Source organism: Paludisphaera soli (assembly GCF_011064595.1).
Classification (GTDB): domain Bacteria; phylum Planctomycetota; class Planctomycetia; order Isosphaerales; family Isosphaeraceae; genus Paludisphaera; species Paludisphaera soli.
In genome coordinates this window covers 467,278-480,579 of record NZ_JAALJI010000002.1, presented here as the reverse complement: position 1 = coordinate 480,579, position 13,302 = coordinate 467,278, and the positions used below count along the sequence as shown (strand labels likewise).

15 protein-coding genes, 1 tRNA gene and 1 pseudogene are annotated in these 13,302 nt (G+C 70.1%); 7 read left to right on the top strand and 10 right to left on the bottom strand.

The annotated features are described in order from the left end of the window. Positions 1 to 304: 304 nt before the first annotated feature. A complete protein-coding gene (locus G6O68_RS04840; protein WP_165245378.1) occupies positions 305 to 583 on the bottom strand; it encodes a hypothetical protein in 279 nt (92 codons plus the stop codon). 242 nt (positions 584 to 825) lie between these two features. Continuing rightward, on the bottom strand, positions 826 to 1,182 hold the full coding sequence (locus G6O68_RS04835; protein ID WP_165245376.1) for an RNA recognition motif domain-containing protein: 357 nt from the start codon (positions 1,180 to 1,182) through the stop codon (positions 826 to 828). Between the two features lie 359 nt (positions 1,183 to 1,541). Between G6O68_RS04835 and G6O68_RS04830 the strand changes: the two genes are divergently transcribed. Beyond that, positions 1,542 to 1,883 carry a hypothetical protein gene (locus tag G6O68_RS04830; RefSeq protein WP_165245374.1) on the top strand — a complete coding sequence of 114 codons (342 nt, stop codon included), beginning with the start codon at positions 1,542 to 1,544 and terminating at the stop codon, positions 1,881 to 1,883. Between the two features lie 28 nt (positions 1,884 to 1,911). Here G6O68_RS04830 and G6O68_RS04825 read toward each other — a convergent pair whose 3' ends face one another. Beyond that, positions 1,912 to 2,667: a DUF72 domain-containing protein gene (locus tag G6O68_RS04825; RefSeq protein WP_165245372.1), complete on the bottom strand. Its 756-nt coding sequence runs from the start codon at positions 2,665 to 2,667 to the stop codon at positions 1,912 to 1,914. A 195-nt stretch (positions 2,668 to 2,862) separates the two neighbouring features. Here G6O68_RS04825 and G6O68_RS04820 point away from each other — a divergent pair, with 195 nt between their 5' ends. After that, on the top strand, positions 2,863 to 3,840 hold the full coding sequence (locus G6O68_RS04820) for an aldo/keto reductase (protein ID WP_165245370.1): 978 nt from the start codon (positions 2,863 to 2,865) through the stop codon (positions 3,838 to 3,840). Positions 3,841 to 3,888: 48 nt separating this feature from the next. Here G6O68_RS04820 and G6O68_RS04815 read toward each other — a convergent pair whose 3' ends face one another. Next, positions 3,889 to 4,341 (bottom strand): YaiI/YqxD family protein, encoded by a 453-nt coding sequence (locus G6O68_RS04815; protein WP_240911037.1) that lies wholly within the window; start codon positions 4,339 to 4,341, stop codon positions 3,889 to 3,891. Positions 4,342 to 4,474: 133 nt separating this feature from the next. Beyond that, a tRNA-Val gene (locus G6O68_RS04810) sits at positions 4,475 to 4,547 on the bottom strand. A 204-nt stretch (positions 4,548 to 4,751) separates the two neighbouring features. Between G6O68_RS04810 and xylA the strand changes: the two genes are divergently transcribed. Then, positions 4,752 to 6,065: a xylose isomerase gene (gene xylA / locus G6O68_RS04805; RefSeq protein WP_165245368.1), complete on the top strand. Its 1,314-nt coding sequence runs from the start codon at positions 4,752 to 4,754 to the stop codon at positions 6,063 to 6,065. A gap of 67 nt (positions 6,066 to 6,132) precedes the next feature. Here the strand turns inward: xylA and G6O68_RS04800 are convergent, their stop codons facing one another. Together G6O68_RS04800 and G6O68_RS04795 are read right to left on the bottom strand one after the other, a co-directional pair. Continuing rightward, complete coding sequence (locus tag G6O68_RS04800) at positions 6,133 to 6,663, bottom strand: type 1 glutamine amidotransferase domain-containing protein (protein WP_165245366.1); 531 nt, start codon at positions 6,661 to 6,663, stop codon at positions 6,133 to 6,135. Between the two features lie 72 nt (positions 6,664 to 6,735). Beyond that, on the bottom strand, positions 6,736 to 7,779 hold the full coding sequence (locus G6O68_RS04795; protein WP_165245364.1) for an NAD-dependent epimerase/dehydratase family protein: 1,044 nt from the start codon (positions 7,777 to 7,779) through the stop codon (positions 6,736 to 6,738). A 361-nt stretch (positions 7,780 to 8,140) separates the two neighbouring features. On the opposite strand from G6O68_RS04795, the gene G6O68_RS04790 reads away from it, so the two are divergent. Both G6O68_RS04790 and lspA read left to right on the top strand, forming a co-directional pair. Next, positions 8,141 to 8,518 carry a TraR/DksA family transcriptional regulator gene (locus G6O68_RS04790; protein WP_165245362.1) on the top strand — a complete coding sequence of 126 codons (378 nt, stop codon included), beginning with the start codon at positions 8,141 to 8,143 and terminating at the stop codon, positions 8,516 to 8,518. Continuing rightward, complete coding sequence (gene lspA, locus G6O68_RS04785; RefSeq protein WP_165245360.1) at positions 8,515 to 9,111, top strand: signal peptidase II; 597 nt, start codon at positions 8,515 to 8,517, stop codon at positions 9,109 to 9,111. The genes G6O68_RS04790 and lspA overlap by 4 nt, the downstream gene beginning before the upstream one ends. Before the next feature lie 24 nt (positions 9,112 to 9,135). Here lspA and glnA read toward each other — a convergent pair whose 3' ends face one another. Further along, on the bottom strand, positions 9,136 to 10,548 hold the full coding sequence (gene glnA / locus G6O68_RS04780; protein ID WP_165245358.1) for a type I glutamate--ammonia ligase: 1,413 nt from the start codon (positions 10,546 to 10,548) through the stop codon (positions 9,136 to 9,138). Between glnA and G6O68_RS33490 the strand changes: the two are divergent. After that, positions 10,448 to 10,966, top strand: a pseudogene (locus G6O68_RS33490) (DNA polymerase ligase N-terminal domain-containing protein); the annotation flags it as partial. The gene glnA and the pseudogene G6O68_RS33490 overlap by 101 nt on opposite strands. A 29-nt stretch (positions 10,967 to 10,995) precedes the next feature. Here G6O68_RS33490 and G6O68_RS33485 read toward each other — a convergent pair. Next, positions 10,996 to 11,802 carry a hypothetical protein gene (locus tag G6O68_RS33485; protein ID WP_390625349.1) on the bottom strand — a complete coding sequence of 269 codons (807 nt, stop codon included), beginning with the start codon at positions 11,800 to 11,802 and terminating at the stop codon, positions 10,996 to 10,998. A 484-nt stretch (positions 11,803 to 12,286) separates the two neighbouring features. Here G6O68_RS33485 and G6O68_RS04770 point away from each other — a divergent pair, with 484 nt between their 5' ends. After that, the gene (locus G6O68_RS04770) at positions 12,287 to 12,616 is read left to right on the top strand and encodes a cupin domain-containing protein (RefSeq protein WP_165245354.1); all 330 of its coding nucleotides are present in this window, start codon (positions 12,287 to 12,289) and stop codon (positions 12,614 to 12,616) included. A gap of 17 nt (positions 12,617 to 12,633) precedes the next feature. On the opposite strand, the gene G6O68_RS04765 is transcribed toward G6O68_RS04770, so the two are convergent. Beyond that, positions 12,634 to 13,224 (bottom strand): TetR/AcrR family transcriptional regulator, encoded by a 591-nt coding sequence (locus tag G6O68_RS04765; RefSeq protein ID WP_165245352.1) that lies wholly within the window; start codon positions 13,222 to 13,224, stop codon positions 12,634 to 12,636. Between the last annotated feature and the right edge of the window lie 78 nt (positions 13,225 to 13,302).

Here is a 13,302-nt window from a genome sequence, read left to right as displayed (position 1 = left end):
CGGCGGCGTTCGGCTTAACCTTGGGTCGCGGAGGGTCGGACTGCCTCACGGCGCACTGAGGATGGATTCCCGCCAGGGAGTAGACCGCCTTGTGGCAGACGGGGCATTGGGCCCGCCCGGAAGCGGACGGCAGCGGGGTGTGATAGTGCCTTGTCGACATGGTGCCTCCTCAGAAGGGTAGGGCGGTTCCGGGGGGGAACGTGGGGTTCCGGTCGCCCGGATGGGCGTCAGGCACTGGGGCCGAGAGGGGCCCGGGCCCGATCGCGGGACGCGGTCGGGCGCTCGGCGCGAAAGGGGGCTTCGGTCAGGCGCCCCCGGGCGGATTCCAGGCGAGTCGGACGAGCGCCCGACCGGTGCGGGGATCGACCTCTCCGAGATCGGCGACTCCGGTCAGGAGGACGCGGATCGAATCGCCGCCCTTGGTGTAGGATGGCTCTTCGCCCGGCCGCGAGTCCGCGAGGGCGAAGACGACGCTGTCGCCTGCTGCGAGGGACCCCTCGGCCGGCGAAGGAACGGTCGCGGCGCAGCTCAGGCCGCGCTCGACGTCTCGGATCCGCGCGGCGTCCGCCGGATAACTATTCATCGAAAGGCCTTCCTGGTCGACGGCCGGGTTCGATGCACGAGGCCCCGATCCTCGACGCGGGAGGTCCCCCGCGAGGGGGGACCAGCCGGGCTCGAACGCGGATCGCCCGGAATAGTCCGGGAGGAGGACCGCATCCCGGTGCCTGTCGGAACCGTCGCCGACGAGGACGCGGGAGAGGGGGATTTCATCGAAGGGCGGGGGGCCTGGCGTCGCGCCCCTGCCGCGCCCTTCGATCGGGCGAATCAATAACGGCGACCGCCGCCGCCGCCACCGTAGCCGCCGCCGCCGCCGCCACCGCCGTAGCCGCCGCCGCCACCGCCGCCGTAGCCGCCGCCGCCGCCGGTGCGGGGCTCACGAGGCTTGGCCTCGTTGACGGTCAGGTTGCGACCGTCGTAGTTGTGGCCGTTGAGGGCCTGGATCGCGGCCTGCGCTTCCGCGTCCGAACCCATCTCGACGAACCCGAAGCCCTTCGAGCGGTTGGTGTCCCGGTCGACGACGACCTGGGCGCTCTGCACGGTCCCGTAGGGCGTGAACAGCTCCTCCAGGTCGGTGGAGGTGATGTTGTAGGTCAGGTTCCCGACATAAAGCTTTCTGGACAAGATCAGCTCCGAGGCGAAGTTTCGACCCGCATGGTGCTCCCCGGGTCGAGAAGGAAGGTGGGCCCTAGATGGGCCCGGTCGGCCCTAGGTGGGCCCGAAGGGCAGGAAAGGCGAGAGAGATAGGCGGGGACGGCCTCGGGGAGAGCCAACGGCGCCGCTCGGTCGACAGACCAACCGAGTGAAGACTACCAGAAACCGCGGGCGAGCAACAGCGAAAAAGCCCAGACATTTTCAAACCGCCCGATTCTCGCGCGAAAATCCCCCTCGCAGGGCCTTGCTGAGGATACGATGGGAGGTACGAGCCTCGCGGACGCGGCGTTCGCCCGTCGCCGGCCGAACCAGGAAGGTGGGTGGAATCAATGGATGAAACCGATGCGATCTTCGTCGACCTGTTCGCCCGGCTGAGGGGCGAGTTGCGGGATGATCCCACGATCGGTCTGGCGCTCAAGGCGCAGGGGGCGGAGGTCACGCTCCGGGTCCGCAGCGAGGTCTCGTCCGGCGACGACCGCTCCCCGTTCTTCGCCCTGGTCGTCGGCGCCGCCGAGCACGCCGGGGCCTACCGGATCTCGTACAAGCCGAGCGGGACGCCGCTGGCCGAGCCGAGGGTGACGATCGTCGAGGCCGGCTCCGTCGACGCCCTCCTCGAGATCGTCCGCGGCTACGTCGACGTCGAGGGGCGGCGGGCCCGCGATCATCGATGAGCCGGAGACGGCCGACGGCCCTCCTCGATCAGCCTTCGCGGCCGTTCGGCCGTCGGAGCCGACCCAGCACGGCCAGCGCATCGACCGTCGCGGCCCCCTCGGCCGTGTTGTCGAAGACGCACCAGGTCGGCGCGGCGTCGGCCTCGGAGGCGAGCCGATCGGCGAGATCCTCCAGCTCCGGGGCGGGGTAGGCCGAGCGGTACATCTCCGGCGAGCCGTGCAGCCGGCGGTAGACCAGCCCCGGCCAGCCGCCGGACTCCGAGGCGGCGGGGACGACCGCGGGATCGGCCGCGACGCGGGCCGTCGCCCGGTCGGCGAGCAGCCGTTCCGCCTCGGGGGCGAACCAGCTCCGGTGGCGGGGCTCGCACGCGACCGGCCCGTCGTGGAGCCGTCGCAGCAGGTCGAAGAACGCCTCGGCGAGCTTCGGGTCGAACGCCAGGCTCGGCGGCAGTTGGACCAGGAGCGGGCCCCGCTTGACCCCGAGCGAAGCCGTCTCGTCGAGGAAGCGGACGAGCGGCTCGGCCGCGTCGACGAGCCGGCGCTCGTGCGTGATCGTCCTAGGGGCCTTCACCGCGAACAAGAAGTCCGGCGGCGTCTCGGACGCCCACCGGGCGTAGGTCGAAGGCCGATGGGGCCGATAGAACGAGGTGTTGATCTCCACCGCCGGGAACCGTCTCGAGTAGCGAGCCAGGTGGCTCCCCTCCTCGGGGAAGCCGGCGGCGTGCTCCTTCGGGATCGACCAGCCGGCGCACCCGACCCGGATTTCGCGTCTGGGGCGACCCATCTTCGGCACCTTGCTTTCCAACCGACGAGCGGCGACGCGGAGCGGGCCGCCTTCGACCTGATACCATCCGACGGGAAGCAAGCGGCGTGCCGGCTCGAACCCTTGGGGATGGCCGCCTCGGCGCTGGGCCCCGCCGCCCGATCGCGGCTATGATGCTCGGGTGGCCGGGTCATCTCTCATCCGGAGAAGCATGCCATGGAACGTCGAGACTTCCTCAGGGGCACGTCCGCCGCGGGCCTCCTCTCGCTGCTCGATCCCGCCTATCGGGAGGCCCGCGCGGCCGTCCAGGGGGGTGCCCCACCGAAGCAGCCGGTGCCGAGGCGGCCGTACGGTCGGGCGAAGGATCCGATCTCGGTCATCGGCTTCGGCGGGATCGTGGTCAAGGACGTCTCGCCCGAGCAGGCCGCCCGCTACGTCTCCGAGGCCGTGGATCGAGGGGTCAACTACTTCGACGTCGCCCCCTCGTACGGCAACGCCCAGGAGCGGCTGGGGCCGGCGCTCCAGCCTCATCGCGACGCCTGCTTCCTCGCCTGCAAGACCGCCGAGCGCGAGGCGGCGGGCGCCCGCCGCGAGCTGGAGGAGTCGCTGCGGCTCCTGCGGACCGACCGCCTCGACCTCTACCAGCTCCACGCCTTGACCAGCCTGGAGGACGTCGAGAAGGCTTTCGGGCCGGGCGGGGCGATGGAGGTCTTCACGAAGGCCAAGGAGCAGGGACTGGTCCGCTACCTCGGCTTCTCGGCCCACAGCGAGGAGGCGGCCCACGCGGCGATGGACCGCTACGACTTCGACTCGGTGCTGTTCCCCCTGGGCTTCCCCACCTGGATCAAGGAGGGGTTCGGCCCATCCGTCCACAAACGGGCCCTGGAGGGGGGCAAGGGGATCCTGGCCCTCAAGGCGATGGCCCGTCAGAAGTGGCAGGTGGGGCCGGAGGGCCGCAAGTGGGAGAAGGCCTGGTACGAGCCGTTCGACCAGATCGACCAGGTCGCGCTGGGGCTGCGATTCACGAGCGGCCTGCCGGCCCACGCCATGATCCCCCCGGGGCACTGGGACCTGTTCAAGATGGCCGTCGAGCTGGCCCAGGCGGGGGGCCTCACGCCGCTCAACGAGGCCGAGCGCGAGATCGTCGCCGCCATCGCCCGCGACAGCGCGCCGATCTTCGAGAAGCCGGCCTGAGCCTCGGGCGTGAGGGGGGCCGACGGGGCGGGGGCCGGTCGGTCCGCTTCAGCTCCCCTTCCGCCGGATCGCGTGCAGGGCCTCGTCGAGCTTGGAGAGGAAGCGGGAGCGGTCGACCTTGGAGAAGGCCGACGGCCCGCCGCCGAACTCGCCCGACTGTCGGAGCATCTCCATCAGGGCGCGGGTGGCCATCGCGTCGCCGATCGCGTCCTCGGTGAACTCGCGGCCCTTGGGGCTCAGCACCCGCGCGCCGGCCTTCAGGCAGCGCTCGGCCAGCGGGATGTCCGAGGTCACCGCGACGTCCCCTCCGCCGACGCGCTCGGCGATCCAGTCGTCGGCCATGTCGAATCCGCCCCGGACGACCACCATCTCGATCAGTTCGTCCCTGGGCGTGAACAGCGAGGCGTTTGAGACCACGAAGACGCGCACCTCGTGCCGGCGGGCGACGCGGTAGATCTCGTCCTTGACGGGGCAGGCGTCGGCGTCGACGTAGATCGGCATCAGCACGCCCTCGCGGCGAGACGATGGGATTTGAGCGATGGGGCCGCCCGGCGGGTGACGCCGCGAGGCGTCAAATCGAAGAGACACGCCCCGATGACGCCGGGAGCGAGTCTCGCAAGGAAGGCGGGAGGAATGGGCGGCATTGGATTTGAACCAATGACTTCCACCGTGTGAGGATGGCACTCTAACCACTGAGTTAGCCGCCCGGCGATGTCGCGACCGGGGAGGTGGCGACAGGGGTATTCTAGCGGGCGAGGCTTCGGTTCGCAAGCCTGGCTCGGAGCCTGGAATCCAGGATTTCGGCGGGGTCGGCCGGCGGCGGGTGGGGGGTTGCCCGCATCCCCGGGGCTCCTTAGAGTGGGGGCCGATCCTCCTTTCCCATGTCCGTCCGACGAATGGCGAGACGACCCATGACCGCTTTCTTCCCTGACGTGCCGAAGGTTCAATACGGCGGTCCGAAGTCGCGGAACCCGCTGGAGTTCAAGCACTACAACCCGGACGAGGTCGTCGGCGACCGAACGATGAAGGAGCACCTCCGCTTCTCGGTCGTCTACTGGCACACCTTCTGCAATCCGCTCTCCGACCCGTTCGGCGCCGGCACGGCGGTCCGCCCGTGGGACGACGGCGGCCACTCGGTCGCCAACGCGCAGACCCGCGTGCGGGCGGCGTTCGAGTTCATCGAGAAGCTCGGGGCCCCGTTCTACGCCTTTCACGACCGCGACGTGGCCCCCGAGGGCCGCAACCTGAAGGAAAGCCACGCCAACCTCGACGAGGTGGCCAAGGTCCTGAAGGAGGAGCAGCAGCGGACCGGCGTGAAGCTCCTCTGGGGCACCGCCAATCTGTTCTCCAACCCGCGCTATATGCACGGGGCGGCCACCAGCCCGAACTTCGACGTCTTCGCCCACGCCGCCGCGCAGGTCAAGAAGGCCATGGAGGTCACCCACGAGCTGGGGGGCGAGGGCTATACCTTCTGGGGGGGCCGCGAAGGCTACATGACCCTCCTCAACACCGACATGAAGCGGGAACTGGACCACCTCGGCCGGTTCCTGCAGATGGCGGTCGACTACAAGAAGCAGATCGGCTTCCAGGGGACGTTCTACATCGAGCCCAAGCCCAAGGAGCCGACCAAGCACCAGTACGACTCCGACGCCGCCGCCTGCCTGAACTTCCTGCGGACCTACGACCTGCTCCCCCACTTCAAGCTGAACCTCGAGACCAACCACGCCACGCTGGCGGGCCACGAGATGATGCACGAGATGGAGGTCGCCATCGGCTCCGGGGCCCTGGGCTCGATCGACGCCAACACTGGCGACTACCTGCTGGGCTGGGACACCGACCAGTTCCCGACCAACATCTACCTGACCGCCCAGTGCATGTTGGGCGTGCTCCAGATGGGGGGCTTCACGACCGGGGGCGTCAACTTCGACGCCAAGGTCCGGCGCGAGAGCTTCGAGCCGGTGGACCTGTTCCACGCCCACATCGGCGGGATGGACGCCTTCGCGAGAGGGCTCAAGATCGCCCATGCGATCCGCGAGGACGGCCGGCTCGCCGCGTTCGTCAAGGATCGCTACGCCAGCTGGGAAGGCGAGCTGGGCCGCCGCGTCGAGTCGGGCTCGGCGAGCTTCGCCGACCTGGAAGCCTACATCCTCCCCAAGGGGGACGCCGCGAAAAACGCCAGCGGCCGCCAGGAGATGCTGGAGAACCTCTTCAACGAGTTCATCTGAGTCGACGTGGAGAGTGGAGCGACGCGGGCGGCCTCGGATCGGGGCGCCCGCGTCGCATCGGCGGGGGTCAGGGGCGGTCGGCCAGGGTGGCGAGGATCCCCTGCATGAAGGCGGGCAGGTCCTCGGGGGTGCGGCTGGTGACGATGTTGCCGTCGCGGACGCACGCGCCGTCCTGCCAGACGCCGCCGGCGTTCTCGACGTCGTCGCGGATGGCGAAGAAGCCGGTGATGTTGCGGCCCTTGATGCAGCGGGCCGAGCAGAGCATCCAGGGACCGTGGCAGATCGCCGCGACCACCTTGCCGAGGCTCGCGGCCTTGGCGACCAGCTCGACCATGGCCGGGGTCCGGCGCATGTGGTCGGGCGAATAGCCGCCGGGGATCACCACCAGGTCGAAGTCCTCGGCCTTGACGTCGGAGGCGGCGACGTCGGCCTTGGCGGGGTATCCGTGCTTCGAGGCGTACGTCTCGCCCGCCTTGGGGCCCACGATCTTGACGTCGCAGCCGGCCTCGCGGAGCCGGTAGACGGGATACCAGAGCTCCAGGTCCTCGTAGAACTTCTCGACCAGGACGGCGGCCGATTTGCCGCTGAGATTGCTCATCTGGAAGGGACTCCCTCGCTGGGTTCGTGCGTGCGGGTCTCGTGGTCGCCGGATCGGTGAATGCGGGTCGGGTCAGCCTCGGGCCGCGGCGGCGGGCTTCGCGGCGTCGCCCCGGGCGCCCGGCCCGGCGTGCTCGGCCATCGAGCGCTCGATGGCCTCGTCGAAGCCGAAGGGGGGCTGGTAGTCGAGCAGCTTGCGCGCCTTGTCGATGGAGAAGTCGAGGTTCAGGCCCAGGAACTTGTATCGGGCCTTGTTGATGATCGGCGCGTCCTTGCGGCCCCGGAGCCTGGCGCCCCCTTCGACGATCGTGGCCAGGAACTTGGCCAGCTTCAGGGGGATCTTGCGGGAAGGGGCGGGGAGGCCGGCCAGCTCGGCGACGCGGCCGATGAACCGGCGCTTGCTGACGGCCTCGCCGTCGGTCAGGTTGAAGACCTCGCCCGCGGCGTCGGGGGCCTCGGCGGCCAGGAAGATCCCGTGGACGAGGTTCTTGGCGTAGATGCAGTTGAGCGCCTGCTCGCCGGAGCCGAAGTAGGCGAAGGTCCCCCGGCGGAGGTTGGTCAGGAGCTTGGGGAGCACGGTGCGGTCGCGCTCGCCGTAGATGAAGCCGGGGCGGACGACGACGACGGGGAGCCCCTTCTCCTTGCAGTACTGGAGCGCCAGGGCCTCGGCCTCGGTCTTCGAGCGGGTGTAGGCGTCCAGGGAGTCGGCGGCCGGGGGGGTGGTCTCGTCGGTGCCGAAGTGGTCGCGGCCCTCGTAGACGCCCAGCGAGCTGACGTGGACGAACCGCTCGACCCTGGCGGCGACGGCCGCGTCGAGGAGCAGGCGGAGGGCGTCGACGTTGAGCCGGCGGAATTCGGCGAGCGTCCCCCAGTCGCCGACCTTGGCGGCGCAGTTGAAGATCCAGTCGGCGCCGTGGGCGCCGCGCATCAGGGCGTCGGCGTCTTCCAGGTCGCCCAGGACCTTCTCGACGCCCCACTCGTCGAGCTTCCTGGTGTCGCTGGTGGCGCGGACGAGGGCGCGGACGCGGTGGCCCCGCTTCAGGGCCTCCTCGACCGCGTGGCCGCCCACGAGGCCGGTGGCGCCGGTCACGAAGATCGTCTTGGGGCTGGTGCTCATGGCTCTCGAATCTCGACCGCGGGGGGGCGATTCCGTCGACGGGCCGGGCGCGGTCGTGCTCGCGGGCCGCTCGCTCTGCGGGAGGGTCGACGTGACCCCCTCGATCCTACCCGATGGGACGCGGCGGTCAAACCGGCCGCCGTCGCGGGGCTTGCGGCGCGTCGGAGTTAGGGGTGGCCTTCCGCTCGCCGCTCGGTGTAGTCTGGATGGCGTGGATCAGGCCGCCTCGAGGCCGCCTCGGCCCCCCGGACCGGGCCCCGGCGGGTCGATCCAGGTCGTGCGAGGATTGGGTCGCGACGCCGGCCGATGGGGATTCGCGCCGGTCGGTTCGGGATCGCGAAGACGGAAGGGATGGGTCGTCATGGCCGCCAGCCTCAAGCCGGAAGAGATCGAGTCGTTTCGTCGCCTGCTCGGGTCTTTGGACGATCGGCTCCGCGGCAACGTCGACCGCATGACCGAGGAAGCCTTGCGGGGCGAGAACTCCACGAACCTGTCGAACGTCCCCCTGCACATGGCCGACGTGGGGACCGAGAACTACGACCAGGAGTTCACCCTCGGGCTGATCGAGAACGAGCAGGAGACGCTCAAGCAGATCGGCGAGGCCATGGGCCGCATCCGCGACGGCTCCTACGGCCGCTGCGTCGAGTGCGAGCAGCCGATCGCCAAGGCCCGGCTCGAAGCCCTGCCGTACACCCGCTACTGCATCGAATGCGCACGGAAGCTGGAGACCCGGGAATGACGCGACGGGTCGCGACGAGCCGCTGGATCCTGTTCTGGGCCCTCGCGCTGGGCGGCGCGGCCTTCGACCTGACGACCAAGGCGATCGTCTTCGATCGGGTCGGCCCGCCCCCCTCGGCGCCGGTGACCCTGATCCCCGACGTGCTGGAGCTGCACACCAGCCACAACCCGGGCGCGCTCTGGGGCTTCGGCCGCGACGTGCCGCACAGCAGCCTGATCTTCGCCGGCCTCTCCGTGGTGGCGGGCGTCGCGATCGTCGCCTGGCTGTTCGTCGGCGGTGCGGCGACGAGCCTGCCGCTGACCGTCGCCCTCGGGCTGATCATGGCGGGGGCCCTGGGCAACTGCTACGACCGCCTGAGGTTCGGCCACGTCCGCGACTTCGTCCACTTCCACATCGACTCGATCAACTTCGACTGCGCCATCTTCAACTTCGCCGACAACATGCTCGTCGCCGGGGCCCTGACCCTGGTCCTCTTCGCCCTCCGGCCCGACCCGGTTTCGGTCGAGGCCGAGGCCGCAGCCGGACCCGCCGAGGCCGACGGAGCGGCCCCGCCCTCCCACGCCCGCGACGCGGAGTCGCTGCCGACCCCCTGAGCCCGGCCCACGCCACGCCGCGGCTCAGACGTCGTAGTACAGGTTGAACTCGTAGGGGTGGGGGCGGACGCGGATCGCCTCCACCTCGTAGGTCTGCTTGTACCAGATCCAGGTGTCGACGACGTCGGGGGTGAAGACGTCTCCCCGGAGCAGGAACTCGTGGTCGGCGCGGAGGGCGTCGAGCGAGGCTTCCAGCGAGCGGGGCGTGGTGGGGACCTTGGCCAGCTCCTCGGGCTGCAGGTCGTAGATGTCCTTGTCGAGCGGGTCGCCGGGGCGGATCTTGTTCTGCACGCCGTCGAGCACCGCCATGAGCATCGCCGAGAAGAGCAGGTAGGGGTTGGCCGCGGCGTCCGGGCAGCGGTACTCGACCCGTCGGCTGCGCGGGCTGGCCCCGGAGACCGGGATCCGGACGATCGCCGCGCGGTTGCGGCGGCTGTAGGCGACCTTGGTGGGGGCCTCGAACCCCTCGATGAGCCGCTTGTAGCTGTTGGTCGTGGGGTTGGCGAAGGCGCAGAGGGCCGCGGCGTGCTTGAGCAGGCCGCCGATCGCATAGAGGCCCAGGTCGCTCATGCCGGCGTAGCCGTTGCCCGAGAGGATCGGCTCGTCGTCCTTCCAGAGCGAAAGGTGGGTGTGCATCCCCGAGCCGTTGTCGCCGTACAGGGGCTTGGGCATGAACGTGGCGGTCTTGCCGCCGCGGGCGGCGACGTTGCGGATGATGTACCGGGCCATCATCACCCGATCCGCGCTCTCCATCAGGTCGCTGGCGTCGAGGTCGATCTCGCACTGGCCGCCGGTGGCCACCTCGTGGAAGTGGGCGGAGGTGGCGATGCCGCACTCGGCCATCAGCCGGGCCATGTCGGAGCGGAGGTTGACCAGGGAATCGGTCGGCGGGCAGGGGAAGTAGCCCAGGCCGGAGCCGGTCTTGTAGCCGAGGTTGGGCCCCTCGACCCGGCCTCGGTTCCAGGCCCCTTCGGCCGAGTCGACGTGGTAGAACGCCTCGTTGGCGCGCTGGTCGAACCGGACGTCGTCGAAGACGAAGAACTCCAGCTCGGGGGCGAGCAGGCAGTAGTCGGCGACGCCGGTGCTGCGCATGTAGGCGACGGCCTTGCGGGCGATGTTGCGGGGGTCTCGGGTGTAGTCCTGGTGGGTGATCGGGTCGTGGATGTTGCAGATCATGGTCAGCGTGGGCTGGGCCATGAAGGGGTCCACGAGCGCGGTCTCGGGCTGGGGGACGACCAGGAGGTCGGCCTCGTTGATGGCCCGCCAGCCGACGACGCTGGAGCCGTCGAAGCCGAGGCCTTCCTCGAAGGTCTCCTCGGTGAGGGCGTCGGCGGGGATGGAGAAATGCTGCCAGACGCCGGGGAAGTCCATGAACCGCAGGTCGACGGTCGTGACCTCGCGTTGCCGGATCTGCGCCAGTACTTCTTTGGGAGTCACGCGGGCTGCTCCGGGGGGGTGGCTCTCGGCCCTGTCGTTTGGGGTCGAGAGAGCTTACCATCGAAACCGGGGGGCGGGGGGATGGGAAGGCCCGCGATCGGGCTTCCCCCCAGCTTACGCGGAATCACCGCCCCGGTCGAGGAGTCGCGACATGCGGGGGCCGGACGCCCCCCCGGCCCGGTTCGTGCTCCTGGAGCACCGCTGGGAGGGGGTCCACTGGGATTTCATGCTGGAGCGGGGCGGGGTCCTCAAGACCTGGGCCCTCGACGACCTGCCCGGGCCCGGTGCGGAGGCGCCCGCGCGGGCGCTGGCGGATCATCGCGCGGCGTACCTCGACTACGAGGGGCCGGTCTCGCGCGGGCGAGGGTCGGTGAGGCGGGTCGACGGCGGCGTCTACGTCCCGATCGAGTGGGCGGACGACCTCGTCCGCGTGAGGCTGCAAGGCCGTCAGCTCGTCGGCGAGGTCCTCCTCACCAGGCGGCCCCGACGCGAGCCGGACGACGAGCCGGCCTGGAAGATCTCCCTGGGGAACGCCGACTGGAGGATCTTCCGCGAGGGGAGTCGCGGCGTGTAGAAGGCCCCCCGGGTGCGGTCGGAGCGGCCGGCCAGGCGGATGCGCCCGGCCCGGATCTCCACGTCGTCGAGCCGCACGTCGTCGCGCTGGCGGTTCGGCATGTAGTGGAGCTGGACCACCGGATAGCCGTCCACCTTCCGCCAGACCACGTCCACGCCGTAGTCGTGGCCCATCTCGATGATCCGGTCGAGCACGCGGTCGGCCGGCACCGGCAGGATCCCGGCGCGGATCTTCTCCAGCGTCAGCTCGACGGTGTTGTCGGCCGGGATCCGAGGCCGGGCGACCACCGTGATGACCGACGAGATCCCCCCGCGCTCCAGCCGGAAGGCCAGGATCACCCGGCCCGACTCGAACAGCACGCGGGGCTCGCGGACCTGGGGCGGGAGCTGGTCGGCGAAGTGCGTCACCAGGTCCTCGGCCAGCCAGGCGTTCACCTCCTGGTCGGAGAAGACCGCCTCCCACGTCGGCTCGTTGCTGATGTCGTTGCGGAGCTGGAGGCTCTGGGCCACGAAGTGCTTCGCCCGGCCCTCGATCTGCTCGCGAGACAACGCTAGAGGGACCATGTCCCGATAATAACGCGGCTCATAGGTCAGGCAGAACCAGCCCCCCGCCGGCACCAGCACGGCCAGGCCGACCAGCGCCCCGAGGACCTTCCACCTCTTCGAGAGCTTTCTTCGCATCAAACCCCCATCGGACGGCAAGCGACGGAGTGATGGGAAACGGCCCGCCCGCGGCCGCCGGGATCCGGCGACTTCGATCGAGGGGGACGAGACGAGGACGCGCGATCGGACTCGTGCGCAAGATACGCGCGGCCCGCAGAATGGTCAATCCGGAGTTCCACCTTGCCCAGCCTCCGCAATCTTCGCGCCGCCGTCCCATCTCCCCGAGCCCGGCCCGGCCGCGAAATCGACTTCGAAATCGGCTTCGTTCGCGCTCGCCGAACGAAGCCGATTCTAGATATAAGCCGTTTCTTACAATGATTTTAAGGATCGTGAAAAATTGGGTTCGTTCGGCGCGATTCGAGGGGGTTTTCGCGGCTCGTCCCCACGCTCCGGATTCCCGACCGGGCCGAAGGGGGGTGTCACGCTCGCGCGTCCCGGAGATAACCATGCGACGGGATCGAGGGATGGAGAGGCGGGGCTGACCATTTCGGAGCGAACGCGGATGGATAATTTGTACGCCGCGACGCCCCTGGGATCGGTCCACGAGATCGTCGAAATCCTGGCTCGCTCGGCCTGGGCCCGCGTCGAGCGGATCATCTCACACGGCCAGGCGTCGCCCGAAGGGTTCTGGTACGACCAGGACGAGCACGAGTTCGTCGCCGTCCTCCGGGGCGCGGCGCGGCTGCGGTTCGAAGGGCCCGACGAGGAGGTGGCCCTCGGCCCCGGCGACCACCTGATGATCCCCGCCCACCGCCGCCATCGCGTCGAGTGGACGTCTCCCGACGAGCCGACCGTCTGGCTGGCCGTCTTCTTCGCGGACGAGTCGGCCTGAACGGCGGGCGTGGGCGATCAGGCCGTGGGCCAGGCCCGCATCGCCAGGTCGGCGGCGCGTCGCAGCTCCTCGGGGTCGGCGCCCCCCGCCGCCTGGACGGCCAGGCCGTGCATGACCGTCGCCACGAAGCGCGCGAGCGCGGCGCAATCGGTCCGCTCGGGGAGTTCCCCCTCCCGCCGGGCCCGTTCGAACCGCTCGCGGATCGCGGCCACGGCGCGCTCGCGGCCGGCGGCCAGTTCGCGACGGATCGGCTCGGCGTCGGCGCCGGAGGTCAGGGCCGCCTGGACGGCCAGGCACCCGCCCGGGTTCGCGGGGTCGCACACCAGCCGGAGCATCCCGTCCAGCACGGCCTCGGCCGCGGCCCGCGCGGTCGGCCGCAGGAGGGCCTCCCGGATGAATCCGATCGGCCCCGCTCGGTAGCGCTCCAGCGCCTTGCGAAAGAGCTGCTCCTTGTTGCCGAAGGCCGCGTAGAGGCTCGGGCGGTTGATCCCCATGCCCGCCGTCAGCTCGTCGAGCGTCGCCCCCTCGTAGCCCCTCGTCCAGAAGACCTCCATCGCCCGCTCCAGGGCCTCGTCCGCGTCGAACTGCCGAACCCGACCGGAAGGCATGGCGAAATCCCTCCCATGAGACCCTTGACCCGCGCCGGGCGTGCCCCTAAATTCATTGTATCACATGGTACAGAAAAT

What these genes read in the sequence shown, in the direction of transcription:
- G6O68_RS33485 (WP_390625349.1), bottom strand. Translation starts at nt 11,802, where the DNA reads ATGCGAAGAAAGCTCTCGAAGAGGTGGAAGGTCCTCGGGGCGCTGGTC.
- G6O68_RS04820 (WP_165245370.1), top strand. Translation starts at nt 2,863, where the DNA reads ATGGAACGTCGAGACTTCCTCAGGGGCACGTCCGCCGCGGGCCTCCTC.
- G6O68_RS04795 (WP_165245364.1), bottom strand. Translation starts at nt 7,779, where the DNA reads ATGAGCACCAGCCCCAAGACGATCTTCGTGACCGGCGCCACCGGCCTC.
- G6O68_RS04830 (WP_165245374.1), top strand. Translation starts at nt 1,542, where the DNA reads ATGGATGAAACCGATGCGATCTTCGTCGACCTGTTCGCCCGGCTGAGG.
- lspA (WP_165245360.1), top strand. Translation starts at nt 8,515, where the DNA reads ATGACGCGACGGGTCGCGACGAGCCGCTGGATCCTGTTCTGGGCCCTC.
- G6O68_RS04800 (WP_165245366.1), bottom strand. Translation starts at nt 6,663, where the DNA reads ATGAGCAATCTCAGCGGCAAATCGGCCGCCGTCCTGGTCGAGAAGTTC.
- G6O68_RS04790 (WP_165245362.1), top strand. Translation starts at nt 8,141, where the DNA reads ATGGCCGCCAGCCTCAAGCCGGAAGAGATCGAGTCGTTTCGTCGCCTG.
- G6O68_RS04765 (WP_165245352.1), bottom strand. Translation starts at nt 13,224, where the DNA reads ATGCCTTCCGGTCGGGTTCGGCAGTTCGACGCGGACGAGGCCCTGGAG.
- xylA (WP_165245368.1), top strand. Translation starts at nt 4,752, where the DNA reads ATGACCGCTTTCTTCCCTGACGTGCCGAAGGTTCAATACGGCGGTCCG.
- G6O68_RS04825 (WP_165245372.1), bottom strand. Translation starts at nt 2,667, where the DNA reads ATGGGTCGCCCCAGACGCGAAATCCGGGTCGGGTGCGCCGGCTGGTCG.
- G6O68_RS04840 (WP_165245378.1), bottom strand. Translation starts at nt 583, where the DNA reads ATGAATAGTTATCCGGCGGACGCCGCGCGGATCCGAGACGTCGAGCGC.
- G6O68_RS04815 (WP_240911037.1), bottom strand. Translation starts at nt 4,341, where the DNA reads ATGCCGATCTACGTCGACGCCGACGCCTGCCCCGTCAAGGACGAGATC.
- G6O68_RS04770 (WP_165245354.1), top strand. Translation starts at nt 12,287, where the DNA reads ATGGATAATTTGTACGCCGCGACGCCCCTGGGATCGGTCCACGAGATC.